Below are 25,500 nucleotides of genomic sequence, written 5' to 3'. Positions count from 1 at the left end.
TATTAACGCCTGAGGTAGAGGAAGGGCCCCCTTTTAACACCAAGTGTTAAAAGGGGGCCCTTCCTTGCATCCGGTCAGTGGGCGGCGCAGCCGCCGGTGGGGGCGGGCGTCGCAGCCGGCGCGCCGATCGTCGGCAGTCCGAGCAGCACCCCCGGGGTACGCGGAACCTGTCCCGCCTCGGCCGCGTCACCGGCCCGGGTACGCCGATGCGCCAGCGGCGCACCGTCGGCGTTCAGGTGGTGCGGTGCGGCGTACGTGACGACTGTGTGCACGATGTCGCCGGGGCGGATCTGCCCGGCCAGCTCACCGGTGGCGAAGTGCACGAGCCGGCCGTCGCGGGCACGGCCGGACATCCGGCCGGTGCGCTCGTCCTTGCGGCCCTCGCCGACCGCCACCAGCACCTCGACGGTCTCCCCGACCAGCTTCTTGTTCTCCGCCCAGGTGATCTCCTCGACGCAGGCGATCAGCCGCTCGTAGCGCTCCTGCACGACCTGCTTGGGCAGCTGCCCGTCCATCGTGGCGGCCGGGGTGCCGGGGCGCTTGGAGTACTGGAACGTGAACGCCGACGAGAACCGCGCCTCCCGGACCACGTCGAGCGTGCGGGCGAAGTCGGCCTCGGTCTCGCCGGGGAAGCCGACGATGATGTCGGTGGTGATCGCCGCGTCCGGCATCGCCGCCCGGACCTTCTCGATGATCCCCAGGTACTTCTCCGACCGGTACGAGCGGCGCATCGCCCGCAGCACGTCGTCCGAGCCGGACTGCAGCGGCATGTGCAGCGAGTGGCAGACGTTCGGCGTCTCCGCCATCGCGGCGATCACGTCGTCGGTGAAGTCCTTCGGGTGCGGGCTGGTGAACCGCACCCGCTCCAGCCCGTCGATGTCGCCGCAGGCGCGCAGCAGCTTGCCGAAGGCGTACCGGTCGCCGAACTCGACGCCGTACGAGTTGACGTTCTGCCCGAGCAGCGTCACCTCCAGCACGCCGGCGTCGGCGAGCGCGCGCACCTCGGCGAGGACGTCGCCGGGGCGGCGGTCCTTCTCCTTGCCGCGCAGGGAGGGCACGATGCAGAACGTGCAGGTGTTGTTGCAGCCGACGGAGATCGAGACCCACCCGGCGTACGTCGACTCGCGCCGGGTCGGCAGCGTGGAGGGGAAGACCTCCAGCGACTCCAGGATCTCCACCTCGGCCGCGGTGTTGTGCCGCGCCCGGTCCAGCAGCGCCGGCAGCGAGCCGATGTTGTGCGTGCCGAAGACGACGTCCACCCAGGGCGCCTTGCGGACGATGTCGCCCCGGTCCTTCTGGGCCAGGCAGCCGCCGACGGCGATCTGCATCCCGGGGTGCTTGGCCTTCACGGGGCGCAGATGACCCAGGTTGCCGTAGAGCCGGTTGTCGGCGTTCTCCCGGACCGCGCAGGTGTTGAACACCACCACGTCGGGCTGCTCGTCGGCCTCGGCGGCGCGCACGTACCCGGCGTCCTCGAGGAGGCCGGAGATGCGCTCGGAGTCGTGCACGTTCATCTGGCAGCCGTACGTACGCACCTGGTAGGTGCGCGGGCTGCCCGCGGCTGCGGTAGTCATGACCCGGACAGCGTATCCGGGTGGAGCTGATCGGATCGAACGAGGAGGAGCCGTGTGCCGGAGCATCAAGACCCTGCGTGAGCCGTACGTCCCGGTGGTGACCGAGGAGGACATCCGCGCCGCCGCGTTGCAGTACGTCCGGAAGATCTCCGGATTCCGTACCCCGGCGGCGCACAACGCGGCCGCGTTCGACGCCGCGGTGGACGCCGTGGCCGCCGCCACCGCGACGCTGCTCGACCAGCTCGTGGTGCGGGGCCAGCAGCCGGCGACCCGGGACTGAGCCCGGGGCCGCCACGGCTCGCCGCCGGGCGGGGGCACGGCGGCGAGCGCCGGTCACCGCCGCCGGCCGGCGCTCGCGGTCAGGCGGCGGCGAGCGCCGGGGCGACCGTGTCGGGAGCCCAGCGGGAGCGGTGGCACTGCGACCAGCCCCGGCAGCGCGGGTCGGCCTGGGTGCAGAGCCGGTGGTGGCTGAGCACCTCGCCGTCGTCGGTGTCGGCCACGTCGAAGTGCACCGGGCGGATCGTGCCGTCCGGCGCGAACAGCAGGTGCCGGCCGGCGTCGAGGGTGTCGTCGCGCATCAGGCAGTTGCGGCCCAGCAGCCGGGCCAGCGCCGCGAGCGCGGGCAGCTCGGCCAGGCTCTCGGGCACGCCGTAACAGTCGACCACGGTGCCGTACAGCCCGGGCGCCTCCCACACGTCGCAGACCACCGCGTACGCGGGGAGCCGCATCGGGTCGGCGACGGCCATGGGCATCACCACCCGGCCGAGCGCCTCGGCCAGTGCCGGGTAGACCTCCACCGGCTCGCCGCCGTCGATTCTCCAGTTCCACAGCTCGGTCATGCCGCCTCCTCGCCGCGCTCGTTTCCACCGGCCTCCGGATCGGGCCCTACTGACGATGGTGGAGGGCATTTGCCCTCAGCCGGGCGCAAGTTACCGGTCTGTGACCATTCCGGGCAAAATTCCCTCGGGCGACGTTGCCCAGAGTAGCTGGAAGATGACAGTTTATCGGGTACGGTGCCGCGTTCGCGTTCCCGCCGCGCCCGACCGGCGCGTTCAGCGAACCCGGATCAGGTGCTCCGAGGCCGGCAGCAACTCACCGATGACGGTCCCACCGGGCACCTCACCGGCGACCAGCAGGCCGCCCGAGGTCTGCGCGTCGGCCAGCAGCAGCCGCTCTCCCTCGTCCGCGTCGCCGAAGTCGGTCCACGGGTTGACCCACTCCAGGTTGCGCCGGGTGCCGCCGCTGACGTACCCGTCGCGCATCGCCTCCCGCGCGCCCGGCAGGTACGGCACCGCCGCCGCGTCGATCGCCACCGTGAGGCGGCTCGCGCGGGCCAGCTTCGAGGCGTGCCCGAGCAGGCCGAAACCGGTGACGTCGGTGCCGCAGCGGATGCCGGCGGCCACCGCCGCGCGGGCCGCGTCCCGGTTGAGCCGGGCCATCGACTCGACCGCCTCGGGAAAACGCTGGCCGGTCTGCTTGTGCCGGGTGTTGAGCACGCCCACGCCGAGCGGCTTGGTCAGCGACAGCGGCAGCCCGGCCCGCCCGGCGTCCAGCGTGATCAGCTCCTCCGGCCGGACCACGCCGGTGACCGCCAGGCCGTACTTCGGGCCGTCGTCGTCCACGCTGTGCCCGCCGGCCAGGTGGCAGTTCGCCTCCCGGGCCACGTCCAGACCGCCGCGCAGCACCTCCCGGGCCATCTCCGGCGGCAGCACGCCGCGCGGCCAGCAGAGCAGGTTCAGCGCGACGAGCGGGGTGCCGCCCATCGCGTACACGTCGGAGAGCGCGTTGGCGGCGGCGATGCGCCCCCAGTCGTAGGCGTCGTCGACCACCGGGGTGAAGAAGTCGGCGGTGCTGACCAGGCCCGTACGCTCGTCCAGCCGGACCACCGCGGCGTCGTCGCCGTTCTCCAGCCCGACCAGCAGGTCGGCGGAGCCGCCGGTCGCGCCGAGGCCGGCGACCATCGCCTCCAGCTCGCCCGGAGGGATCTTGCAGGCGCAGCCGCCACCGCGGGCGTAGTCGGTCAGCCGGATCGCGTCGGTCATCACCTCATGATCTCTGGCCAGCGCCTTCGGCGCCACTCGGCCCACCCGGACGGCGACAAAATTCGGACGTGCCGGTATGCAGGTGACCGGTGTTACCGCTCCGTGACCATCTGAGTTGCGTACTGCCACATCACCCCGCCTACAGTTGCCCAACCGGGGGTCGATCGACCCCCAATTCCGGCATGGACGACAGGGACGGTGGACGACGTGACGACGGGCGACCCGCTGATCGTGCTCGACGGGGTCAACAAGTGGTTCGGGCCGCTGCACGTGCTCGACGACGTGTCCCTCTCCGTCGGCCGGGGCGAGGTGGTCGTGGTGATCGGCCCGTCCGGCTCCGGCAAGTCGACGCTGTGCCGCACGATCAACCGGCTGGAGCCCATCGACAAGGGCACCATCACGTTCGACGGGCAGCCGCTGCCGGCCGAGGGCAAGCCCCTGGCCAAGCTGCGCAGCGAGGTCGGCATGGTCTTCCAGTCGTTCAACCTCTTCGCCCACAAGACCATCCTGGAGAACGTCACGCTGGGGCCGGTCAAGGTGCGCAAGGAGAAGCCGGCCGCCGCCCGCGAGCGCGGCCTGGCGCTGCTCGACCGCGTCGGCATCGCCAACCAGGCGGACAAGTACCCGGCGCAGCTCTCCGGCGGTCAGCAGCAGCGGGCGGCGATCGCCCGCGCGCTGGCCATGCAGCCCAAGGCGATGCTCTTCGACGAGCCGACCAGCGCGCTGGACCCGGAGATGGTCGGCGAGGTGCTGGACGTGATGACGTCCCTGGCGAGCGAGGGCATGACCATGGTCGTGGTGACCCACGAGATGGGTTTCGCCCGGCACGCCGCCAACCGGGTGGTCTTCATGGCCGACGGGCAACTGGTCGAGGACGCGCCGCCGGCCGAGTTCTTCGCGAACCCGCGCAGCGAGCGGGCCAAGGACTTCCTCTCCAAGATCCTCACTCACTGAGCGTCCGTAGTTGGAGTCGTCCCGGCGGCTCCGTCGAAGAAGGAGATTGAGTATGCGTTACAAGCGCGTGGCGGCGGTGGCCATGATGGCCTCGCTCGCCCTGTCCGCGGCCGCCTGTGGCAAGGAGGGGGACCCCGCTCCCAGCGGCGGCGGCAACGCCAGCGGTGGAGCCCAGGGCGACAGCTGCAGCAGCTCGGGCGTGACCTTCACCCCCAAGACGGACGCCAACGTCGCCGGCAGCCCGGCCTTCGAGAAGATCAAGTCGGCCGGCAAGGTCGTCATCGGCGTCAAGTTCGACCAGCCGAACCTCGGCTACAAGGACGCCCAGGGCAAGCGCTGCGGCTTCGACATCGAGATCGCCCAGTACGTCGCCAGCACCCTCGGCGTCGACCCGGCGAAGATCGAGTACAAGGAGATCGCGTCCGCCAACCGCGAGACCGCGATCAAGGGTGGCGAGATCGACTACTACGTCGGCACCTACTCGATCACCGACAAGCGCAAGAACGACGTCTCCTTCGCCGGCCCGTACTTCGTCGCCGGCCAGGACCTGCTGGTCCGCAAGGACGAGTCGTCGATCACCGGCAAGGACACGCTCAAGGGCAAGAAGGTCTGCTCGGCCACCGGCTCCACGCCGATCCAGAAGATCCGCGACGAGGGCCTGACCGAGGGCGAGAACATCGTCGAGTTCAAGACCTACTCCGAGTGCGTCTCGCAGCTGCTCGACAAGAAGGTCGACGCGGTGACCACCGACGACGCCATCCTCAAGGGCTACGCCGCGCAGAACCCGGACGAGCTCAAGGTCGTCGGCCAGCCGTTCAGCACCGAGAAGTACGGCATCGGCCTGCCGAAGGACGACAAGGCGCTGCGTGACTACGTGAACGACCAGATCGAGGCGGCGTTCACCGACGGCACCTGGAAGAAGATCTACGACGGCACGCTCGGCAAGTCCGGCTCGCCGGCCACTGCGCCGCAGCTCGAGCGGTACTGACGGTCCGCACCGACGTCGGACCGGGCGGGGAGGTCCTCCTCCCCGCCCGGTCCCGTCTGGAGAGAGTGAGAGCGAGGTATGGGCGAGTTCTTCCGCGTCCTGACGGACAACGCGAGCCTGTTCCGCGAGGGGTTCTACAACACCGTCAAGCTGTTCCTGATCGCCGGCGTCGGCAGTCTCGTCCTCGGCATGCTGCTCGGCGCGATGCGGGTGTCCCCGGTCCCCGCGCTGCGGGCGTTCGGCGCCACCTACGTCAACCTGGTGCGCAACACTCCCCTGACGCTGGTGTTCGCGTTCCTCGTCTTCGCGGTGCCGAAGCTGGACGTCAACATCGACTACTTCAACAGCGCCTGCATCGCGCTGATCGCGTACACCTCGGCGTTCATCTGCGAGGTGGTCCGCTCCGGCGTGAACACCGTAGCCACCGGACAGGCCGAGGCGGCCCGCGCGCTGGGCATGACATTCGCCCAGGTGCTGACGCTGATCGTGCTGCCGCAGGCGCTGCGGGCCATGGTCCCGCCCATGATGAGCGTGCTCATCGCCATGCTGAAGAACACCACGATCGCCGCCGGCTTCTCCGTGCTGGAGGCCGGCGCCATCCCGGCGTACATGTCGGAACGGGGTGAGCCGCAGTTCATCGTGCTCACCTGGATCGTGATCGGCTTCCTGATCCTGATCATCCCGCTGGTGGTGCTCCAGCGGATCCTCGAGCGCAAGTGGGCGGTGGCCCGGTGAGCAGCAGCAGCGTCCTCTACGACATCCCCGGCCCGAAGGCCCGCAGGCGCAACCGGATCCTCGGCGTCGTCTCGATCGCGGCGATCGTCGCGCTGATCGCGTTCGTGGTCTACAAGTTCGACCAGACCGGCCAGTTCGAGGCCCGCAAGTGGGAACAGTTCCAGTACGCGGCCGTGCAGCGGGAGCTGCTGAACGGCCTCTGGGCCACGCTGAAGGTCGCCGCCGTCGCCACCGTGCTGGCACTGCTGTTCGGCGCGTTCTTCGCCAGCGCCCGGCTCAGCGACAAGGTGTTGTTCCGGGCGCCCGCCACGTTCGTGGTGGAGCTGTTCCGGGCCATCCCGCTGCTGATCCTGATCTTCTTCGGCTACTACGTGCCGTTGCAGTACGGCTGGCCGATCGACAAGTTCTGGGCGCTGGTCATCGGGTTGACGCTCTACAACGGCTCGGTGCTGGCGGAGATCTTCCGGGCCGGCATCAACGCCGTGCCGTACGGGCAGTCCGAGGGCGCGTACGCGATCGGCATGCGCAAGAACCAGGTGCTCCGACTGATCCTGCTGCCGCAGGCGTTCCGGTCGATGCTCCCGGCGATCGTGAGCCAGCTCGTCGTCCTGCTCAAGGACACCGCGCTCGGCTTCATCATCACGTACCCGGAGCTGCTCTTCGTGGGCAAGCAGATCGGCGGCCGGCTGGCGTTCGGTCTGCCGTACGTGCCGACGTACCTGGTCGTCGCGGCCATCTACATCAGCATCTGCGGCCTGCTGTCGGTCCTGGCCTGGTGGTTGCAGAAGCGGCTGACCCGGCTACCGAAAACGGCCGGCAAGGTTGTCGCGGCGCGAGACGCCAGCGCGGACGTCTCGCGCCCGGAATGATATGCCGCGCCCCTGCATTGATTCGATCGATGGCTACGTCCCATACGGCAGGGCCGACCTGTTCAGAGCATTCGACCGGCTGGTCAATTGCGAAAACGCATCCATGCCATCGTCAGCGGCGGCCGGCCGATCCGCTCGCTGGTGGGCGTGCAGTCGTTGTGGAGTGACAACTACGTCTGGAGGTTACCCAGCAACGCGCAGCGGCCGGGGCGGCGGTGGCCGACGCGGACGCACGGTAGTGCAGGCCGCCCGTGCCCACAGCATCTCCTCGCCGATTGTCGTAGCCGCTTCACCGCCCACGCCGCTGCGCTGTTGCCGACCGAGTCTGGGCCGGTCGTAGCGCTCGGCATCGACGAGGTCCGCCGAGGCAAAGCCCCGCTGAGCCTGGGATGAGCAGGCCGCCCTCGTGAACCACGACTGGGACCGGTGGCATGTGGGCTTCTCGGTCTGTCCGGCGGCCCTGTGTCGGCTCCGCCTGAAACTGGCGGAGCCGACACAGATTCTAGCGGCACCGAACCACAGGTCATGGCCGCCCTACGCAACGCGGCCATCAGCGCATTTCGCCTTAACGGATTCCATCATCGCCGCTGCCAATCGGCATCCGTCCGCCGACGGCACCCGCCCACTAGCCCTGCTCGGTAGCACGTAACGACAGCCAAGGCCCTGGCAACATAGAGACCACCAGCCCCATATCGACCGCCTGCCAACCGCCCCCTTCACGGCATCGAGACCACCGTGACCAGCAGATACTCGACTACGCGTGACCCTGACTCAAACGCCGCGGCCGAACCCAAGACGCGAAGCCGACGCCTTCCCTCAGCAACTTTCCGGAGTTGCTCCAGCTAGCAATCCCTTGACCCTGGCAAGTGCATCACATAGGCTCGCGTCAGTAGCTGTCAGTGCAGCCGAGAATTTATCGGCAGCAGCAAGCAGCGGCTAGCGTAAATACAACGGGGGTGGCAGCGGGAAAGTCTCAATCATTGCCCGGGTGCAGCGTCCGCAAAAGCAATGAGGCATTGGAGCCGATTAATCGATGGTGGTCAGAAGATTTCTCTTATCGTTAATTCGTATCTCAGCGGTGGCAACCGTCGCAGCCGGCACGGCATTTACGCTGTCTCCCTCAACAGCCAGCGCCGCTACTTCCTCTTCCTTCTGCGAGACCTGGGTTTCCAGCGACCGATTTGCGATGGCCCGGTGCAACACGCCGACAAGCTATCGAATCGAGGCGCGGTGCGAGGAGAATTCAGGCGCAACGTACACCGCTTACGGAAATTGGGTCTCCAACAACTCAACCTCCTATGCACAGTGCCACGAATATGCATGGGTGATTGAGCGCTGGGTCAAATTCGCCACCTAATCCCACTCAAGCCGACGAGAATCTGACGTGAGGACTTCCAATGAAGCTAAGAAGAATTCAACTCACAGCACTTTCAGCATTGACGCTTCTCGCCACCAGCGCCGCCACCGTCGTCACGACCTCCCCCGCCATGGCTGCGGGCTGCTACACGAGCCTTGTCAACGACAGGACCGCCAAAGGCTACTGCACTGGAACCAAAAGTTACCAGGTCTACGTCAGGTGTGAGGAGAATTCGGGACACGAATACACAGCTGCGGGCTCACTCGCCTGGGGTGGCACGGACTCGTACGCAACCTGCCATGAGTATGCCTGGGTGATTGACCGGTGGATGATTCAGCTCTGACGTCTCCCTACCCGCCTGCACCTGACAACGTCAAGTGACATCATCACGATCGCTGGCATCACGCAGATAGGCACGGGGCGGAAGGTGCAATTGCATCTTCCGCCCCGTGCGCCGGTCTACGGCGCCTTCCCTGGCTCCAGCCATTGGGGCCTATCGGAGCTACCAGATCGAACACCCAGTGCAACAATGCTATTCGTACGCTGCAACACAAGCGCGGCAATGCCCTGGCGTCTGTATCGTGTGTACCTCAGCGGGCGATCTCGGTGACCCGGGACTCGCGCACCACGGTCACCCGGATCTGACCCGGATAGGTCAGCTCCTCCTCGATCTGCTTGGCCACGTCCCGGGCCAGCACCGCCGCGCCGATGTCGTCCACGTCGTCGGGCTTGACCATCACCCGGATCTCCCGGCCCGCCTGCATGGCGAAGACCTTCTCCACGCCCAGCTTGCCGGCCGCGATCTCCTCGATCCGCTCCAGCCGCTTCACGTACGCCTCGAGGCTCTCCCGCCGCGCGCCCGGCCGCCCGCCCGAGCAGGCGTCCGACGCCTGCGTCAGCACCGCCTCGATGGTCTGCGGCGGCACCTCGTTGTGGTGTGCCTCGATGGCGTGCACCACGTCCTCGCTCTCGCCGTACTTGCGGGCCACGTCCGCGCCGATGATCGCGTGGCTGCCCTCCACCTCGTGGGTGAGCGCCTTGCCGATGTCGTGCAGGAACGCGCACCGCTTGATCGTCGGCACGTCCAGCCGCAGCTCGGCCGCCATCACGCCGGCGATGTGCGCGGTCTCCACCAGGTGCTTGAGCACGTTCTGCCCGTACGAGGTGCGGTAGCGCAACCGGCCCAGCAGCGTCACCAATTCCGGGTGGATCTCGGTGATGCCGACCTCGACCAGCGCGTCCTCGGCGGCCCGGTGGCACAGCTCCTCCACCTCCTGCCGGGCCAGGTCGTAGACCTCCTCGATCCGGTGCGGGTGGATCCGGCCGTCCAGGACCAGCTTCTCCAGCGTGACCCGGCCGACCTCCCGGCGTACCGGGTCGAAGCAGGAAAGCAGCACCGCCTCGGGGGTGTCGTCGATGATCAGGTTGACGCCGGTGACCGACTCGAAGGCGCGGATGTTGCGCCCCTCCCGGCCGATGATGCGCCCCTTCATCTCGTCACCGGGCAGGTGCAGCACGCTGACCACGCTCTCCGCGGTCTGCTCGCTGGCGACCCGCTGGATGGCGTCCACCACGATGTTGCGGGCGCGCTGCTCGGCGCTACCCCGCGCGTCCGCCTCGATCTCCCGGACCAGCAGCGCGGCCTCCCGCTTCGCCTGCCCCTCGATCGACTCGACAAGCTCGGCGCGGGCCGCGTCGGCGGTCAGGCCGGCCACCCGCTCCAGCTCCCGGCGGCGCTGCTCCTCCACCTCGGTCAGCGTCCGCTCCCGCTCGGCCAGGGCGGCCTCCCGGGCGGCGAGCGCCGCGGTGGCGGCGGTGAGCTGCCGTTCCCGCTCGGCCAGCCGCTCCACCTCCTCGGTGTGCAGCCGTTCCCGCTCGTCCATCCGGGCGGCCCGGCGTTCCACCTCGGCCGCCTGCTCCCGGGTGGTGGCGGCCAGCACCGCCACCTCACGCTCGCCGCTGCGCCGCGCGGTGGCGCGCAGCTGCTCGGCGTCCGCCTCGGCCTGCTTGTGCGCGCGCTCCAGCACGGTGTCCGCCTCGGCGCGGGCGTCGTCGAGCACCCGCCGCGCCTCGGCCCGGGCCGCCTTCGCCTCCGCCTTCGCGGCGGCCGCCTCGGCCCGCGCCGCCGCGGCCGCGGACTTCGCCACGTCGATGGTGCTGTTGGCCTCGCTGGCGGCGGTCCGCAGCGCCGCGAGGGACTGCTCCTGCCGGTCCTTCTCCGCGATGAAGGCCGGATCCTCCGGCGCGGGCGCCAGGCTGAGCCGCTTGAGGGTACGCACGCCGAACAGCACGGCGCCGACCACCACTACGACGAGCAGCAGCACCACCACGAGGAGAACGATGTCGAAGGCGCTCATCGAACCGCTCCGCCGGCCCGGCCGGCGTTGCCGGCTCGTCGATACCCGGTGGCCGGGCTGTCGCCCGCCGATGCGGGGTCGGGGCCGTGTGGCAGACCGCCGGTGAACCTGTGCCGCCCCGCCATGGCCGCCTCCCCCTGAACGTCGGCGCCGCAGGACACGCGCGAAGGACACGCGCCTGCGGCTCTGTACGCCCGACCGGAGCGGCTGGTTCTGGGCAGCTTTCCGTCGGCGGTGACCCGCGAGGGGCACCGCTGGCGGCCGGTTGCAGTTGTCGGAGGCCCCGAAAGGTTCCGGAGCTTCCGTCAAGGGCCGGTGTAGCTGGCCAAAGTGATGCTGTTCTGTTACGAGATCTATGTTGTGCGCTTAGCCTGCGCTGGTCGGGCAAAGTGAGCCTGTATGGCGAGGCTAGGTCGCGAGGGGCCGTTCGGTCAAGAAGTCATGATCAAACCACCCGGACGGAGAGAAGTTACAGCGTCACTCATTGGTGATCAGATGCCGGACAGGCCCGGACAAACCTCGCCGTCCGGCACCACCACTCGCCGCTCCCGACCTGCTCAGGCCACCTCCCCCATCGACGCCGCCCACCACTCCCCCGCACGATCATGAGGTTGACGGGCGCGATCATGAAGTTGGCCTGGACAAAACGGACGGCAAGTGCCGTCAACTTCATGATCAACGGGGCAGGGGCGGTCGGGGTGGGTGGGTCAGTGGGTGGGTCAGTGGGGGGCGAGGGTGCGGGCTGTGGTTACCAGGGTGGCGTTGTCGCGGGCCTGGGTGCCGTCGGGCAGCAGCAGCGTGTCCTCCAGGCCGATCCGGGTGTGCAGACCCCGGCGGACCGCCTCGGCGTAGACCGGCCAGGTGGCGGGCCCCTCGCCGTGCAGCAGCACCGGCGGGCGCTGGTCGGGCAGCGCGGCGAGGATCGCCGCCGCGTCGGCGAGCGCCGTCTCGACCTGTTCGTCCATGCACTCGACCAGGACCCGCCCGGTGGGCGCGGACCAGCGGCGCCAGGCGTCGACCGCAGACGGTGTCCACAGGCCCGCCTCGACCATCACGCCACGCTCGTGCAGGGCGGCGGCGACCTGGGCCGCTCCGGGTTCGTGGGCGTTGACCGAGGCGAAGTCGGGCAGCACCGTCCAGGCGCGGACGGCGGCGACCCGCTCGGCCGGGTCCGGGACGATCCAGGCGCCGGTGCTCACGCCCACCGGCAGGCCGGGACGGGAAGCCCGGATGGCGGTGACCGCAGCAGCGATCACCGCCGGGTCGAGCGACTCGGCGCCGGTGTCGTCGCGCGGGTGCACGTGCACCGCCGCCACCCCGGCGGCCGCGCAGCGCACCGCGTCGGCGGCCAGTTCGGCCGGCGTGAGCGGTACGGCGGGGTGCTCGTCCCGCCGCCGGGTGCCGTTGAGACATGCCTTCAGCACGGTGTGCGCCTCCCCTCGGGACGGCGGCCGCGACACCGACCGTCGGTCGGTCAGTCAGTCGGTCAGTCAGTCGACGGCCGGTCGGTCGGTCGACGGCCGGCCGGCGGTCGGTCAGTCGAGCCGGCGGGAGTCGAGATCGTGCTCGGCGTCGGCCATCGCGTCGGCGTCGATGTGCTCGGCGAACTCGGCCGCCTCGGCACTCTGCGCGGCCAGCGCGTCCTTCACCGCCCGGATCGCCACCCCGGCCGGGTAGCCCTTGCGCGCCAGCATGCCGACCAGACGCCGGAACACCGCGTCCGGCTCACCCCGGGTGCTGCGCAGCTTGCGGTCCACCAGGGCACGGGCGGTCTCCGCCTCGGTCTCCTCGTCCAGGTCGTCCAGGGCAGCGCCGGCCACCTCGCCGTCGACGCCGCGCTGGCGCAGCTCGTTGGCGAGCGCCCGGCGGGCCAGCCCACGACCGTTGTGCCGGCTGCTCACCCAGGCACGGGCGAAGGCCGCGTCGTCGACGATGCCCACCTCGTCGTACCGGTCGAGGACCTGCTCGGCGACCTCCTCGGAGATGCCGCGCCGGGCCAGCGCGCCGGCCAGCTCGGCCCGGGTGCGCGGGCGCACCGCGAGCTGCCGAAGGCAGATCTCCCGGGCCAGCTCGGCCTCGTCGCGCGGCGGAGCCAGAGCCTCCCCTGCGTCGGACTCCGCCGCGCGATCACGGCGTCCCCGGCGGGGCCGGGGCGTACCTGTGGCGTCGCCCGTACGGGGAGGACTGGCATCCCAGCCCCGGCCCGTACGGGCGCGTCGTCCTGCCACGGGTCAGCGGATCAGAAGTCGACCGGCGGCAGTTCCGGGCCACCGGCGGCGTCGCCCGCACCACCGGTGCCGACGCCGAGCTTCTCCAGGATCTTCTTCTCGATCTCGGCCGCGACGTCCGGGTTCTCGCGGAGGAACTCGCGGGCCTTCTCCTTGCCCTGGCCGAGCTGGTCACCGTCGTAGGTGTACCAGGCGCCGGACTTGCGGATGATCGCCTGCTCCACGCCGACGTCGATCAGCGAGCCCTCGCGGGAGATGCCCTTGCCGTACATGATGTCGAACTCGGCCTGCTTGAACGGCGCGGCGACCTTGTTCTTCACGACCTTGACCCGGGTGCGGTTACCGACCACGTCGGTGCCGTCCTTGAGGCTCTCGATGCGGCGCACGTCGAGCCGGACCGAGGCGTAGAACTTCAGCGCCCGACCACCGGTGGTGGTCTCCGGGCTGCCGAACATCACGCCGATCTTCTCGCGGAGCTGGTTGATGAAGATCGCGGTGGTGCCGGTGTTGTTGAGCACACCGGTGATCTTCCGCAGCGCCTGGCTCATCAGCCGGGCCTGGAGGCCGACGTGGCTGTCGCCCATCTCGCCCTCGATCTCGGCGCGCGGCACCAGGGCCGCCACCGAGTCGATCACGATGATGTCGATCGCGCCGGAGCGGACCAGCATGTCGGCGATCTCCAGCGCCTGCTCGCCGGTGTCCGGCTGGGAGACCAGCAGGGCGTCGGTGTCGACGCCGAGGGCCCGCGCGTACTCCGGGTCGAGCGCGTGCTCCGCGTCGATGAACGCGGCGATGCCGCCGGCCCGCTGGGCGTTCGCGACCGCGTGCAGCGCGACGGTGGTCTTACCGCTGGACTCCGGACCGTAGATCTCGACCACCCGGCCGCGGGGCAGACCGCCCACGCCGAGCGCCACGTCGAGCGCGATGGAGCCGGTCGGGATGACAGCCGTCTGCACGACGGGCCGCTCCCCCAGCCTCATCACCGAACCCTTGCCGAACTGCTTGTCGATCTGAGCGAGAGCAAGGTCGAGCGCCTTCTCCCGGTCAGGCCCTGCTGCCATCGTTGCCACCCCTGCCTTCGCCGGCGTCTTTCCTGAGCTTCGCGTCACGCGGGACACGCTAGGCGCTGGGTCCGACAGAAAACCAGCCGACGGGCCGTGAGCTGTGGACGAGCACCCCGCTGTGGACAATAGCCGAACAGGTGTACGACTGGGCAAGCGACACGCGGGATCGATGAAAAGGCTGCTCAGCGTAGTCGGGCGGGCACCCGGTCGGGGTACGCGGCGACCACGGCGCGCCATACCACGTGCGTTTGCTCACCGGCCGCGAGCGCCTGCTCGATGGTCCGCCCACCGAGCTGGGACAGCACCTGGTCCCGGGCGATGCTGGCCGCGTAGCCGGGCCCGAACGCCTCCTCCAGCCGCGTCCAGAAGTCGGTCAGCCGCACGTGTTCAGTCCTCCTCGTCGAGTGGCGCCGGGCCGGGACGGCGCAGCGCCAGCGCCACCAGCGGCACCACGGCGATCGCCGCCAGCAGGGTGAGCGTCGGGTACCCCACGGCCCGCATCACGAACCCGCTCGCCGCCGCCGCGCCCGCCCCGGCCAGCCCCATGAGCAGGTCGGACAGCCCCTGCACACCGGGCCGGTCGGCGGTCGGCACCGACTCCGACAGCAGCGTCGAGCCCGCCACCATCGTGCCCGACCAGCCCAGCCCGAGCAGCGTCAGCCCCACCGACAGCGGTGCCGTGTGGTGCCCGGCGGTGCCGGAGACCGCGCACGCGGCCAGCAGCAGCGCCACCCCACCGAGGATCACCGGCCGGCGGCCCACCCGGTCGGTGAGCCATCCCACCACCGGCGACAGCGCGTACATGCCGGCGATGTGCAGGCTCAGCACCAGGCCGACCACCGGCAGCACGTCCTCGTCGGAATGCCACTCGCCGAGGTGCACCGGGGTCATCGACATGACAGCGACCATCACCAGGTGCCCCACCGCGACAGCGGCGATGCCGAGGCGGGCGGCCGGCCGCCCGCGTACCGTGCGCCACGCGGCGACCATGCCACCGCGGCGGGTGACCGCCGGCGCGGCGCCCGGCGCCGGCTCGGCCGCCGCCAGCCGGCGCGCGGTGAGCAGCGGGTCCGGCCGCAGCAGGACCAGGAGTACGACGGCGGTCAGCGTGAACGCGACGGCGCTGAACGCGAACGGGCCGGACAGCGCCGGCAGGCCCCAGCCCCGGGTGGTCTCGTCGGCGAGCGCGGCGAAGTTCGGCGCGGCCACCGCGCCGATGGTGGTGGCCCACACGACCAGCGAGAGCTGCCGCCCCCGGCGCTGCGGCTCGGCGAGGTCGACCGCCGTGTAGCGGGCCTGGAGGTTGGCCGCCGTGCCGCCGCCGAACAGCAGCATGCCGACGAAGAGCAACGGCACCAGGCGCGTCACGGTGGCGACCACCACCAGCACGCCGCCGACCGCGCCGACCGCGTACGCGAGAACCAGGCCCGGTCGCCGGCCACGCGCGGCCATGAGCCGGGTGACCGGGACGGCGAGCAGCGCGGCGCCGACCACCCCGGCGCTCTGCGCGAGCCCGGCCAGGGCGGTGCCGGCGACCCGGGCGGCGAGCAGCGCGCCCACCGAGATGCCGATGGTGACGCCGATGCCGCCGATGATCTGGGTGAGGAACAGCAGCCGGACGGTACGCCGCTGGATGCCGGCGACGTCGGGCCGGGGCGGGGCCGGCGCGGTCAGGTCGGTGGACATGCGCGCTCCTGGTGGGACGGGTGCCCCATCCTCCCGCACCGGCCCGCCCGGCCGGCACCCGGTTTCGCTACAGGCCGAGGCCCCGGCCGATGATCTCCTTCATGATCTCGGTGGTGCCGCCGTAGATGGTCTGCACGCGGCTGTCCAGCCACGCCTTCGCCACCGGGTACTCCGCCATGAAGCCGTAGCCGCCGTGCAGCTGCACGCACCGGTCGGCCACCTTGGTCTGCAGCTCGGTGGTCCACCACTTGGCCTTCGCCGCGTCGGTCACCGACAGGCGGCCCGCGTTGAACTCGGCGACGCAGTGGTTGACGAACGTGCGCGCGATGGTGACCTCGGTGTCCAGCTCGGCCAGCAGGAACCGGTTGTGCTGGAACCGGCCGATCGGCCGCCCGAACGCCTCCCGGGAGCGGGCGTACTCGATGGTGAGCGCGAGCAGCTTCTCGCAGGCCGCCACCGCGGCGACGGCGATGCTCAGCCGCTCCCGGGGCAGGTTGGCCATCAGGTGGTAGAAGCCGTGGTTCTCGGTGCCGATCAGGTTCTCCGCCGGCACCCGGCAGTCGTCGAAGAACAGCTCGGCGGTGTCGTTGGCCTTCAGGCCGACCTTGGCCAGCCGGCGGCCCCGGCTGAAGCCCGGCGTGCCGCTCTCCACCACGACCAGGCTCACCCCGTGGGCGCCCTGGTCCGGCGCGGTCTTGACCACCACAACCACCAGGTCGGCCATCTCACCGTTTGTGATAAAAGTCTTCTGCCCGTTGAGGACCAGGCTGTCGCCGTCACGGACCGCGCCGGTGCGGATGCCGGCCAGGTCGCTGCCCGCGCCCGGCTCGCTCATCGCGATCGCGGTGACCAGGTCGCCGGAGCAGAAGCCCGGCAGCCAGCGCTTGCGCTGGTCGTCGGTGGTCAGCTCGGTCAGGTACGGCGCGACCACGTCGTTGTGCAGCCCGAACCCGAGGCCCGAGCACCCGGACGCGACGATCTCCTCGTCGAGCACCGCGTTGAACCGGAAGTCGCGCTGCCCGCCGCCGCCGTACTCGGGGTCGACGTCGGGGCCGAGCAGCCCGGCCGCGCCGGCGGCCCGCCACACCTCCCGGTCGACGATCCCGTCGGCCTCCCAGCGCTCGTGGTGCGGCACCGCCTCCCGGGTCAGGAACCGGCGGCACAGGTCACGGAACTCGTCGTGGACGGGTTCGTAGAGATGCTGCTCCATGCCGGCAAGTCTGGCACCGCTCACCCGCCCCGGACAGGGGCGAGCCGGGCGGGGTGGCCCGCCCCCGCGCGGTGGGCCAGGATGGCCGGATGGGCACACTCACGGGGAAACAGGTCGCCGAGGCCGGGCTGGACGGGTGGACGTACCTGCTGGGGGCGTTGCAGACGCGCATCCGTACCCCCGATTTCGCGGCCGGGCTGGCGTTGGTGGCCGCGGTGGGCGCGGAGGCCGAGCGGGTCGATCATCATCCCGATCTGGACCTGCGCTACACCCACGTGGACGTGCGGCTGTGGTCGCACGACGCGGGTGGGGTGACGCAGCGTGACCTGCGGCTGGCCCGGTTCGTCTCGGGGCTCGCCGCGGACTCCGGGCTGACCCTGTCGGCCGCCGGGCTGGCCCGCCTGGAGCTCGCGCTCGACACCCCGGAGCACGCGGCGGTGCTGCCGTTCTGGCGGGCGGTGCTGGCGCCTGGCGCGCCGCCCGGCCCGGGCGCCGACGAGGTACGCGACCCGGACGGCGCGCTGCCCACGGTCTGGTTCCAGCGCTCCGGCCGGGACGAGCCCCGGCAGCGGTGGCATCCGGACGTGTGGGTCGACCCGGCCGAGGTGGACGCGCGCATCGCCGCCGCGCTGGCGGCCGGCGGGACGCTGGTCAGCGACGCGGAGGCGCCGAGCTTCTGGGTGCTGGCCGACCCGGACGGCAACCGGGTGTGCCTGTGCACCTGGCAGCAGCGCGCCTGACTCAGCGCAGCGCCTTGGCGGCCACCTTCAGGTCGGCGACCAGGCCCTCGTACGCGACGTCCTGGTTGTCGGCGCGCAGCACCGCCGACGGGTGGATGGTGGCGAGCAGCCGGGCCGCCGGGGCGTCGGCGACCGCGCCCGTCCGGTCCACCGGCACCCGTTCGAAGTCCTCCGGGCGCTGGGCGGCGGCGGGCCAGGGCAGCAGCTCGCCGCGTTGCTTCGTCACCCGGAAGCTCGGGCCGAGCAGCGCCTTGGCGGCGGTGGCGCCGAGCACCACCACGATCTCCGGGCGCAGCCGGGCGAACTCGGCGACCAGCCAGGGCCGGCAGGCGGTGACGTGCACCCGGTCCGGGGTCTGGTGGATGCGCCGCTTGCCGCGCAGCTCGAACCGGAAGTGCTTGACCGCGTTTGTGAGGTAGATCTGGGCGGGGTCGAGCGCCGCGTCGTCGACGGCCTTGCGCAGCAGCCGCCCGGCCGGGCCGACGAACGGCAGGCCCTTCTGGTCCTCGATGTCGCCCGGCTGTTCGCCGACGAAGACCACGCGCGCGTGCTCGTCGCCGCGGCCGAAGACGGTCTGGGTGGCGTCCCGGTACAGCTCGCAGCCCCGGCAGTCGCCCGCCGCGGCGCGCAGTTCGTCGATGGTGTCCGCCGACGGCGGGATGAACTCCTGCGCTCCGGGTGCGCTCTCGGTCTCGGCCATGCCGATCGTTCTACCCCGTCCGGCGGCGCGCACGCGAGTGGCCCGCCGCGCTCGCCCGGAGGTGTTAAGAAGGGGCCCTTCCTATACCGAATGCGTTAAGAAGGGGCCCTTCCTTCCGGCGGTGAGCGCGTCGGCGAGCGCGGGGATGTCGGCCTCGTCCAGCGCGCTCACCGAGACGCGCACGGCGGGGTCGGCCGCGATCCGGTAGAGCCGGCCGGGCGCCACGGCCCATCCGGCGTCGCGCAGCGTCGTGACCGTCACCGTCTCGTCGGGCACCGGCACCCAGACGTTGATCCCGGTACGCCCGTGCGCGGCCACCCCGCGCGCGGCCAGCGCGGCCACCAGCCCGTCGCGCCGCCGGTCGTAGCTGTCCGCCGCGCGCCGTACCAGCCCGGCGGTGGCCGGGTCGCGCCAGAGCGACACGACCAGCCGTTGCAGCACCGTGGACACCCAGCCGGCGCCGACCCGCGCCCGGCCGGCCACCCGGGCCACTGTGGCCTCGTCGCCGGCCAGCACCGCGAGCCGCAGGTCGGGCCCGTAGGGCTTGCTCACCGACCGGACGAAGGCCCACGCCGGTGTCGCCCCGGCGAGCGGATGCAGGGGTACGCGGGCCAGCTCGGCGGCGTGGTCGTCCTCGATCAGCAGCAGGTCGGCGCGGCCGTCCAGCAGCGTCCGCAGCGCGTCGGCCCGGTCGGCGGAGACGGCCGCGCCGGTCGGGTTCTGCGCCCGGCTGGTCACCACGAGCGCCCGGACCCCGGCGGCCAGCGCCGCGCGGACCCCGCCGACTGTGGGGCCGTCGTCGTCCACCGGCACCCCGACGGTACGCAGCCCGAGCGCGGCGATCAGGTCGAGCAGGTTGGCCCAGCCCGGGTCCTCCACCGCGACCGCGTCGCCGGGGCGCAGGTGGGCGGCGAGCAGCCGTTCGATGCCGTCGAGCGCGCCGCCGGTGACTGTGAGCTCGCCGGCCGGGACCCCGTCCGCGGCGAGCCGGTCCGTCGCCAGGGCGGCCAGGTCGGGCAGCACGGCGTCGGTGGCGTACCCGCCGGGGGGTCCGATGTCGACGGCGAGCGCGGCGAGGTGCGGCCCGAGCGGGGGCAGCAGCCGGGGGTCGGGCTGACCGGCGGAGAGGTCACGGCCACCGGGCAGCGGCGGGGGCAGCAGCGCGGCGCGGCGGGTGCCCACCGGTGGGCGGGGGCGGACCCGGGTGCCGTGCCGGCCGGCGGTCGCGACCAGGCCACGTTGCCGCAGTTCCTGGTACGCCTTCGCGACGGTGGCCGGGCTGACGCCGAGGTCGGCGGCGAGCGCCCGGACGGCGGGCAGGGCGTCGCCCGGCGCGAGGTCACCGCTGCGGATGCCGGTTTCGACGCTGGCCGAAATCGCGGCGGAGGTCGAGCCGGCGACCTGATAATGTGCTGCCACAGTCTTGGAATTGTACTAGAACAAAGGTGGGATGTCACATGTACCCTCCGACCCCCCGCACCACGGCCAGCCGCGTCCGCGACCGGATGCGCTACGACGCGGCCACCGCGCACGCGCTGCTCGACGAGGCGTACCACTGCGCGCTGTCGTTCACCGTCGACGGCGAGCCGCGCGTCCTGCCGACCCTGCACGTGCGCGTCGGCGACACGCTCTACCTGCACGGCTCCACCGGCAGCCGGCCACTGCTGGCCGCCCGGGGCGAGGCCGGGCTGCCGGTCTGCGTCGCCGTCACCCACCTCGACGGTCTGGTCTACGCGCGGTCGCAGTTCCACCACAGCGCCAACTACCGGTCCGTGGTGGCGCACGGCACCGCCCGGCTGGTCGAGGACACGGACGAGAAGGCGGCGGTGATGACCGCGCTGATCGAGAAGGTGGCCACCGGGCGCTCCGCCGAGAGCCGCCCGCCGAACCGGCGCGAGCTGGCCGAGACGGCGGTGCTGGCGCTGCCGCTGCGGGAAGTGTCGGTACGGGTGCGCACCGGCGGCGTCAACGACGAGCCGGCCGACGAGGCGCTGCCGTACTGGGCCGGTGTGGTGCCGCTGCGGCTCACGCCGGGCCGCCCCGAGCCCGCCCCCGGAGTGAGCGCGCCGGTGCCGGCGTACCTGCGGGCGGCCCGCTCGCCGTGGCACGAGCCGGCGGTGCTGCGCGGCGAGCACGTGGTGCTGGAGCCGCTCGACCTCGCCCACGCCGACGAGCTGCACGCCGCCACCGACGACCCGCAGGTGTGGCAGCACCTGGGTGGTACGCGGCCGGCCGACGCCGACGAGATGCGCCAGGTTGTCGCCAGTTACCTGGACGCGCAGGAACGCGGCGAGCAGGTGTGCTGGGCGCAGCGCTGCGCCACCACCGGCGCGGTCATCGGCACCACCTCGTACTACGAGATCGACCCGGTCCGCCGGTCGCTGGCGATCGGCTACACCTGGCTGGGCCTCCCCTGGTGGCGTACCGGCGTCAACACCGAGGCGAAGCAGCTGCTGCTGGGCCGCGCCTTCGACGAGCTGGACGCGGTGCGCGTGGTCTGGCACACCGACATCCGCAACGAGCGCTCCCAGCGGGCCATCGAACGGCTCGGCGCGAGCCGGGAGGGCGTGCTGCGGCAGCACAAGCAGCGCGCCGACGGCTCCTGGCGGGACACCGTGCAGTACTCCATGCTCGCGCAGGAGTGGCCGAGCGCACAGGCCAGCCTGCGGGAACGTCTTCGCGCGGCGGCCCCCGTGGCGTCATGATGTCCGGCGTGCTGGGGATCACCGACATCTGGACGTACGTGCTGGGCACCGTGGCGATCGTGCTGCTGCCCGGACCGAACTCGCTCTTCGTGCTGGCCACCGCCGCCCGCCGGGGCGTGGCCACCGGCTACCGGGCCGCCGCCGGGGTGTTCGTCGGCGACGCGGTGCTGATGTTCCTGTCCGCCGCCGGGGTGGCCTCGCTGCTCCAGGCGTACCCACCGCTCTACCTGGTGATCAAGTACGCCGGCGCGGCGTACCTCGGGTGGTTGGGGCTGGCCATGCTGCGCGGCGCGTGGCGGCGCTGGCGCGACCGCAACGACCCGGCCACGCCGCGCCTGATCGACGAGGTCGAGCCGGCCGGGCCGCAGGAGCCGTTCCGGCGGGCGCTGGTGATCAGCCTGCTCAACCCGAAGGCGATCCTGTTCTTCGTCTCGTTCTTCATCCAGTTCGTCGACCCCGGGTACGCCTGGCCGGCGCTGTCGTTCCTGCTGCTCGGGCTGATCGCGCAGGTCGCCAGCGCGCTCTACCTGACCGCGCTGATCTTCACCGGCACGTTCCTGGCGGCCCAGTTCCGGCAGCGCCGTCGGCTGGCCGCGACCGGGACCACGGCGGTGGCGATGCTGTTCCTCGGCTTCAGCCTCAAGCTCGCCGCCGGCTGAGGTGTAAGGAAGGGCCCCTTCTTAACGCCTCCGGCATAGGAAGGGCCCCTTCTTAACAAGATCACGTGCCGTCGCCCCCACCGCCACCGCCGCCGATGCCCGCGCCGCCGGCCGTGCCGCCGAGCCCGTAGCCGGGCGCGACCGGCCGGTCGGGCGGGCGGCTGACGTGCGCCGACTCGCGGATCGTGGCCGACCAGTCGGCGTGCGCCGCCGCTGCCGCGTGCCGGTCGATGGCGTGCCGCAGCCAGCCGTCCACAGTCGCCACCCAGTCCCGCTGGTCGGCACCGGCGTGCCAGATCCGGAACCGGCTGATGCTCTGGTGGGTGATCCCGGCCAGGGAGAGCCGCCGGTCCAGCCAGAGCAGCACCTCCATGCCGGCCGAGTCGGTCAGCATGATCATTTCGAGTTCGGTCATCGGGCCGGCGTAGAGCGGGGCGGCCCAGAAGCCGTACCACTGCTGGAACGGCAGCGTCTGCTCCACCCCCGGCAGGCGTCCCTCGCGCAGCCCGGCCTGCCGGATCGCGAAGCCGAGCGTGTCCAGCGCGGCGAGCACGTGCTCCTGGGAGGGCAGCGGGTGGATCAGCACCGGCACCATCGCGCCCTGGTCGACCTCCGGATCCACCGACACCTCGGTGCGCAGCCCGGTACGCAGGCTCAGCAGCGGCACCCCGCCGTACGTGGTCACCGGTGACTCCCACGGCAGCGGCACGGCGAACTCGACGGCGCGCCGTCGTCCGGCCGGCACCACGAACCGGCCCGCGATCGTCCACGTCTGGAACTGCACCAGGCGGCGCGGCGCCTCCGGGTCCTCCGGTTCGACCTGGGTGACCAGGCCGAGCCGGATGTGCCGGACCGGTACGTCCGATCCGCCGGCGCTGAGCGTCACCCGGCCCGGCAGGCGCAGGCCCGGCCGGGTGCTCGGGTTGGGCAGCGTGGTGCTCACCGAGAGCCCCGTCCAGGCGGAGTCCCGCGACACCCCGGTCAACCGCATGGCGGGGCTTTCCCGCTGCCCGCCGGGCCATGCCCGACCGAAGCGGACGCCGGACGCCGGCTGCCGGGCGCCGGACGCCGGGTGCCGGGCGCCGGACGCCGGGTGCCGGGCGCCGGACGCCGGGTGCCAGACGCCGCAACGGACGCCGGCCCGGCGAGGTGGTCTCCCACCTCGCCGGGCCGGTACGGATCATGACGGTCAGCGCATCCGGCGGCCTCGCGGCACCGGGTCGGTCTCGTCGTCGAACTCGCCGATGACCTCCTCCAAGAGGTCCTCCAGCGCGACGAACCCGATGGGCCGGGTCGGCCCGCCACCGTTGCTCACCAGCGCGAGCTGCGCCTGCTGCGCCCGCATGGCGGCCACCGCCTCGGTCACCGACGCCTCGGCCGGCAGCGTGAAGGCGTTGGTCATCAGCTCGTCCGCGGTCGCCGGGCGGCCGGTGGTGACGGCACGCACCGCCTCGCGTACGTGCACCAGGCCGCACACCTCGCCACCGGCGTCGACCACGGCGAGCCGGGACCGGCCGCTGTCGCGGGAGACGTGCTCGATCCGCTCGGCGGTCTCGCCGCGGCCCACCGTGACGATCCGGTCGAACGGCTCCATCACCTGCGCCACAGTGGTGCCCTGAAGCTCCAGCATGCTGCTGAGCAGCTGGTGCTGCTCGGCGCCGAGCAGCCCGTGCTCCCGGGACTGCTCCAGCAGGATGCGCAGCTCGTCCGGGCCGTGCACCTGGGCGAGCTGGTCCTGCTGCTGCACGCCGAACAGCCGCAGCATCGCGTTGGCGAGCCCGTTGAGCACGGAGAGCACCGGCCGGACGATCCGGGCGAAGGCCCGGAACGGCAGCGCCAGCAGCGTCGCCGAACGCTCCGCGTCGGTGATCGCCCACGACTTCGGGGCCATCTCGCCGACCACCAGGTGCAGGAACGTCACCAGGGACAGCGCGAACACCAGCGCCACCACGTGACTGGCCGCGGTGGGCAGGCCGACCGCGTGCAGCAGCGGGCTGATCAGCCGTTCGATGGCCGGTTCGGCCAGCGCGCCCAGGCCCAGCGTGCACAGCGTGATGCCGAGCTGCGCGCCGGCCAGCATGAGGCTCAGCTCGCGGACGCCGTCGAGCGCCGCGCGGGCGGCCCGGCCGCCACCGGCGGCCGACTGCTCCAGCCGGTACCGCTTGGCCGCGACGAGCGCGAACTCGGCGGCCACGAAGAATCCGTTGAGCGCGAGCAGCACCACGGAGAAGAACAACGCGAACCCGGGGGTCATGCCGCACCCTCCCCGGACACGTCGGCGGTGGACCGCAGCCGTACCGAGTCGGCCACGTGCCGGTCCACGGCGAGCACCTCGACCAGCACCCGCGGGCCCGAGGCCGGCTCGTCGCCGTCGGCGGCGACCGGGATCTCCAGCCGGTCACCGACCTCGGGCACCCGGCCCAGCTCCCGCATCACCAGACCGGAGAGCGTGTCGTACTCGGGCGCCTCGGGCAGCTCGATGCCGGTGCTGTCGGCGACCTCGTCGATGCGCCAGCGCGCCGGGACGACCCAGGAGCCGTCCTCCTGCCGCGCCGCGGCCCGGTCCGGCGGGTCGTCCTCGTCCCGGATCGGCCCGACCAGTTCCTCGGCCAGGTCCTCCAGCGTGATCACGCCGGCGAAGCCGCCGTACTCGTCGACCACGCAGGCGAGCTGCCGGTGCCCGGACCGCAGCCGGTCGAGCACCGTCGGCAGCGGCAGCGTCTCGGGCACCAGCAACGGGGGTACGGCCACCGCGTCGACCCGGGTGGTCGCGCGCTGCGCCGGGGGCACCCCGAGCACGTCGGCGATGCCGACCACGCCGATCAGGTCGTCGACGCCCTCGGCGCCGCGCACCGGGAACCGGGAGTGGCCGGTGTCCAGCAGCTCGACGATGCGGCTGACCGGCTCGTCGGCCCGCACGGTGTGCACGTCGACGCGGGGCACCATCGCCTCGCCGGCGGTCAGCTCCCGGAAGTCCAGGCCCCGGTCCAGCAGGTCGGACATCTCGGCGTCGAGGTGCCCCTCCTCCCGGGACTCGGCGATGATCTGCTCCAGGTCCTGCGGGGTGGCGCCGCTGGGCAGCTCCTCGATCGGCTCGATGCCGATGCGGCGGAGCAGCCGTACCGCGGCCCGGTCGAAGAGCGTGATCAGCGGGCCGGCGATCTTCAGGTACATCAGGGTGGACCGGGACAGCGCCCGGGCCAGCGGCTCGGCGCGGGCGATGGCCAGGTTCTTCGGGGCCAGCTCACCCAGGACCATCTGCACCACTGTGGCGATGACCAGGGCCAGCGCCACCGACAGCGGCAACGCCACCGCGCTGGAGATGCCGGTCAGGCCGAGCAGGTCGGCCAGCCCGGCGCCGAGGAACGGCTCGGCGACGTAACCGACGAGCAGGGCGGTCACGGTGATGCCCAGTTGGGCGCCGGACAGCATGAACGAGAGCCGCGCGGTGACTTCCAGGGCCCGGGCCGCGGCACGATCGCCACCGTCGGCGAGCTGCTTGAGCTTGCCCCGGTCCACGGCGACGTAACCGAACTCCTGGGCCACGAAGTAACCGGTGGCGGCGGTGAGCACGATGATGAGAAGGAGACCGACGAGGATCAGCACGGGAGGTTCAGTGCTCCCGGGGTCGT

Annotated in this window: 23 protein-coding genes and 1 pseudogene; 8 read left to right on the top strand and 16 right to left on the bottom strand. The window is 71.8% G+C overall.

All coding sequences use genetic code 11. From position 1 onward, the window contains the following. Positions 1–74: 74 nt before the first annotated feature. Positions 75–1,574, bottom strand: coding sequence for a tRNA (N6-isopentenyl adenosine(37)-C2)-methylthiotransferase MiaB (gene miaB, locus J3R08_RS07340; RefSeq protein WP_209960450.1), 1,500 nt, complete (start codon positions 1,572–1,574; stop codon positions 75–77). A gap of 52 nt (positions 1,575–1,626) precedes the next feature. On the opposite strand from miaB, the gene J3R08_RS07335 reads away from it, so the two are divergent. Then, positions 1,627–1,854 (top strand): DUF2277 family protein, encoded by a 228-nt coding sequence (locus J3R08_RS07335; protein WP_043325723.1) that lies wholly within the window; start codon positions 1,627–1,629, stop codon positions 1,852–1,854. A 79-nt stretch (positions 1,855–1,933) separates the two neighbouring features. On the opposite strand, the gene J3R08_RS07330 is transcribed toward J3R08_RS07335, so the two are convergent. Next, positions 1,934–2,413 carry a hypothetical protein gene (locus tag J3R08_RS07330; RefSeq protein ID WP_043325725.1) on the bottom strand — a complete coding sequence of 160 codons (480 nt, stop codon included), beginning with the start codon at positions 2,411–2,413 and terminating at the stop codon, positions 1,934–1,936. A gap of 213 nt (positions 2,414–2,626) precedes the next feature. Beyond that, positions 2,627–3,616: a selenide, water dikinase SelD gene (gene selD, locus J3R08_RS07325; RefSeq protein WP_064447111.1), complete on the bottom strand. Its 990-nt coding sequence runs from the start codon at positions 3,614–3,616 to the stop codon at positions 2,627–2,629. Between the two features lie 198 nt (positions 3,617–3,814). Here selD and J3R08_RS07320 point away from each other — a divergent pair, with 198 nt between their 5' ends. From J3R08_RS07320 to J3R08_RS07305, 4 genes are all read left to right on the top strand, one after another. Then, a complete protein-coding gene (locus J3R08_RS07320) occupies positions 3,815–4,570 on the top strand; it encodes an amino acid ABC transporter ATP-binding protein (RefSeq protein WP_030504151.1) in 756 nt (251 codons plus the stop codon). 52 nt (positions 4,571–4,622) lie between these two features. Beyond that, positions 4,623–5,558, top strand: a complete 936-nt coding sequence (locus tag J3R08_RS07315) for a glutamate ABC transporter substrate-binding protein (protein ID WP_121685686.1) — start codon at positions 4,623–4,625, stop codon at positions 5,556–5,558. Positions 5,559–5,636: 78 nt separating this feature from the next. Further along, the gene (locus J3R08_RS07310; protein ID WP_013284735.1) at positions 5,637–6,293 is read left to right on the top strand and encodes an amino acid ABC transporter permease; all 657 of its coding nucleotides are present in this window, start codon (positions 5,637–5,639) and stop codon (positions 6,291–6,293) included. Next, the gene (locus J3R08_RS07305; protein WP_209960448.1) at positions 6,290–7,162 is read left to right on the top strand and encodes an amino acid ABC transporter permease; all 873 of its coding nucleotides are present in this window, start codon (positions 6,290–6,292) and stop codon (positions 7,160–7,162) included. The genes J3R08_RS07310 and J3R08_RS07305 overlap by 4 nt, the downstream gene beginning before the upstream one ends. Before the next feature lie 1,026 nt (positions 7,163–8,188). Here J3R08_RS07305 and J3R08_RS07300 read toward each other — a convergent pair. The 8 genes and pseudogenes from J3R08_RS07300 to J3R08_RS07265 form a co-directional block, all read right to left on the bottom strand. Continuing rightward, entirely contained in the window at positions 8,189–8,365 is a 177-nt protein-coding gene (locus J3R08_RS07300; protein WP_209960446.1) for a hypothetical protein, read from the bottom strand. Positions 8,366–9,109: 744 nt separating this feature from the next. Then, positions 9,110–10,876: a ribonuclease Y gene (rny, locus tag J3R08_RS07295; RefSeq protein WP_030504155.1), complete on the bottom strand. Its 1,767-nt coding sequence runs from the start codon at positions 10,874–10,876 to the stop codon at positions 9,110–9,112. 719 nt (positions 10,877–11,595) lie between these two features. Beyond that, positions 11,596–12,300: a 3-keto-5-aminohexanoate cleavage protein gene (locus J3R08_RS07290; RefSeq protein WP_209960444.1), complete on the bottom strand. Its 705-nt coding sequence runs from the start codon at positions 12,298–12,300 to the stop codon at positions 11,596–11,598. Between the two features lie 111 nt (positions 12,301–12,411). Further along, on the bottom strand, positions 12,412–13,104 hold the full coding sequence (locus J3R08_RS07285) for a regulatory protein RecX (RefSeq protein WP_209960442.1): 693 nt from the start codon (positions 13,102–13,104) through the stop codon (positions 12,412–12,414). Positions 13,105–13,115: 11 nt separating this feature from the next. Continuing rightward, a complete protein-coding gene (gene recA, locus J3R08_RS07280; protein ID WP_013284729.1) occupies positions 13,116–14,165 on the bottom strand; it encodes a recombinase RecA in 1,050 nt (349 codons plus the stop codon). Positions 14,166–14,350: 185 nt separating this feature from the next. After that, complete coding sequence (locus tag J3R08_RS07275) at positions 14,351–14,551, bottom strand: DUF3046 domain-containing protein (RefSeq protein WP_030504158.1); 201 nt, start codon at positions 14,549–14,551, stop codon at positions 14,351–14,353. Continuing rightward, positions 14,542–15,854, bottom strand: a pseudogene (locus tag J3R08_RS07270) (MFS transporter). The gene J3R08_RS07275 and the pseudogene J3R08_RS07270 overlap by 10 nt, the downstream one beginning before the upstream one ends. A gap of 67 nt (positions 15,855–15,921) precedes the next feature. Beyond that, positions 15,922–17,064, bottom strand: coding sequence for an acyl-CoA dehydrogenase family protein (locus J3R08_RS07265; RefSeq protein ID WP_043325741.1), 1,143 nt, complete (start codon positions 17,062–17,064; stop codon positions 15,922–15,924). Positions 17,065–17,153: 89 nt separating this feature from the next. On the opposite strand from J3R08_RS07265, the gene J3R08_RS07260 reads away from it, so the two are divergent. Then, complete coding sequence (locus J3R08_RS07260; protein WP_209960438.1) at positions 17,154–17,804, top strand: 4a-hydroxytetrahydrobiopterin dehydratase; 651 nt, start codon at positions 17,154–17,156, stop codon at positions 17,802–17,804. 1 nt (position 17,805) lies between these two features. Here J3R08_RS07260 and J3R08_RS07255 read toward each other — a convergent pair whose 3' ends face one another. Together J3R08_RS07255 and J3R08_RS07250 are read right to left on the bottom strand one after the other, a co-directional pair. Beyond that, a complete protein-coding gene (locus tag J3R08_RS07255; RefSeq protein WP_166455483.1) occupies positions 17,806–18,504 on the bottom strand; it encodes a UdgX family uracil-DNA binding protein in 699 nt (232 codons plus the stop codon). 81 nt (positions 18,505–18,585) lie between these two features. Next, positions 18,586–19,923, bottom strand: a complete 1,338-nt coding sequence (locus J3R08_RS07250; RefSeq protein WP_209960437.1) for an aminotransferase class I/II-fold pyridoxal phosphate-dependent enzyme — start codon at positions 19,921–19,923, stop codon at positions 18,586–18,588. A 38-nt stretch (positions 19,924–19,961) separates the two neighbouring features. Here J3R08_RS07250 and J3R08_RS07245 point away from each other — a divergent pair, with 38 nt between their 5' ends. Together J3R08_RS07245 and leuE are read left to right on the top strand one after the other, a co-directional pair. After that, positions 19,962–21,209 carry a bifunctional pyridoxamine 5'-phosphate oxidase family protein/GNAT family N-acetyltransferase gene (locus J3R08_RS07245; protein ID WP_209960434.1) on the top strand — a complete coding sequence of 416 codons (1,248 nt, stop codon included), beginning with the start codon at positions 19,962–19,964 and terminating at the stop codon, positions 21,207–21,209. Further along, complete coding sequence (leuE, locus tag J3R08_RS07240) at positions 21,206–21,868, top strand: leucine efflux protein LeuE (RefSeq protein ID WP_043325749.1); 663 nt, start codon at positions 21,206–21,208, stop codon at positions 21,866–21,868. Before J3R08_RS07245 ends, leuE begins: the two co-directional genes overlap by 4 nt. Before the next feature lie 61 nt (positions 21,869–21,929). Here the strand turns inward: leuE and J3R08_RS07235 are convergent, their stop codons facing one another. The 3 genes from J3R08_RS07235 to J3R08_RS07225 all read right to left on the bottom strand — a co-directional run bounded on the left by J3R08_RS07235 (position 21,930) and on the right by J3R08_RS07225 (position 25,474). Further along, positions 21,930–22,859: a sporulation protein gene (locus J3R08_RS07235; RefSeq protein WP_043325751.1), complete on the bottom strand. Its 930-nt coding sequence runs from the start codon at positions 22,857–22,859 to the stop codon at positions 21,930–21,932. Between the two features lie 198 nt (positions 22,860–23,057). Further along, positions 23,058–24,122 carry a hemolysin family protein gene (locus J3R08_RS07230; RefSeq protein ID WP_209960432.1) on the bottom strand — a complete coding sequence of 355 codons (1,065 nt, stop codon included), beginning with the start codon at positions 24,120–24,122 and terminating at the stop codon, positions 23,058–23,060. Beyond that, a complete protein-coding gene (locus tag J3R08_RS07225; protein ID WP_043325755.1) occupies positions 24,119–25,474 on the bottom strand; it encodes a hemolysin family protein in 1,356 nt (451 codons plus the stop codon). The genes J3R08_RS07230 and J3R08_RS07225 overlap by 4 nt, the downstream gene beginning before the upstream one ends. Between the last annotated feature and the right edge of the window lie 26 nt (positions 25,475–25,500).

This window comes from Micromonospora sp. HB375 (assembly GCF_017872985.1).
Classification (GTDB): Bacteria; Actinomycetota; Actinomycetes; order Mycobacteriales; family Micromonosporaceae; genus Micromonospora; species Micromonospora chalcea.
Note: the sequence above shows the minus strand (reverse complement) of the source record. Positions and strands in the feature narration are given on the sequence as shown.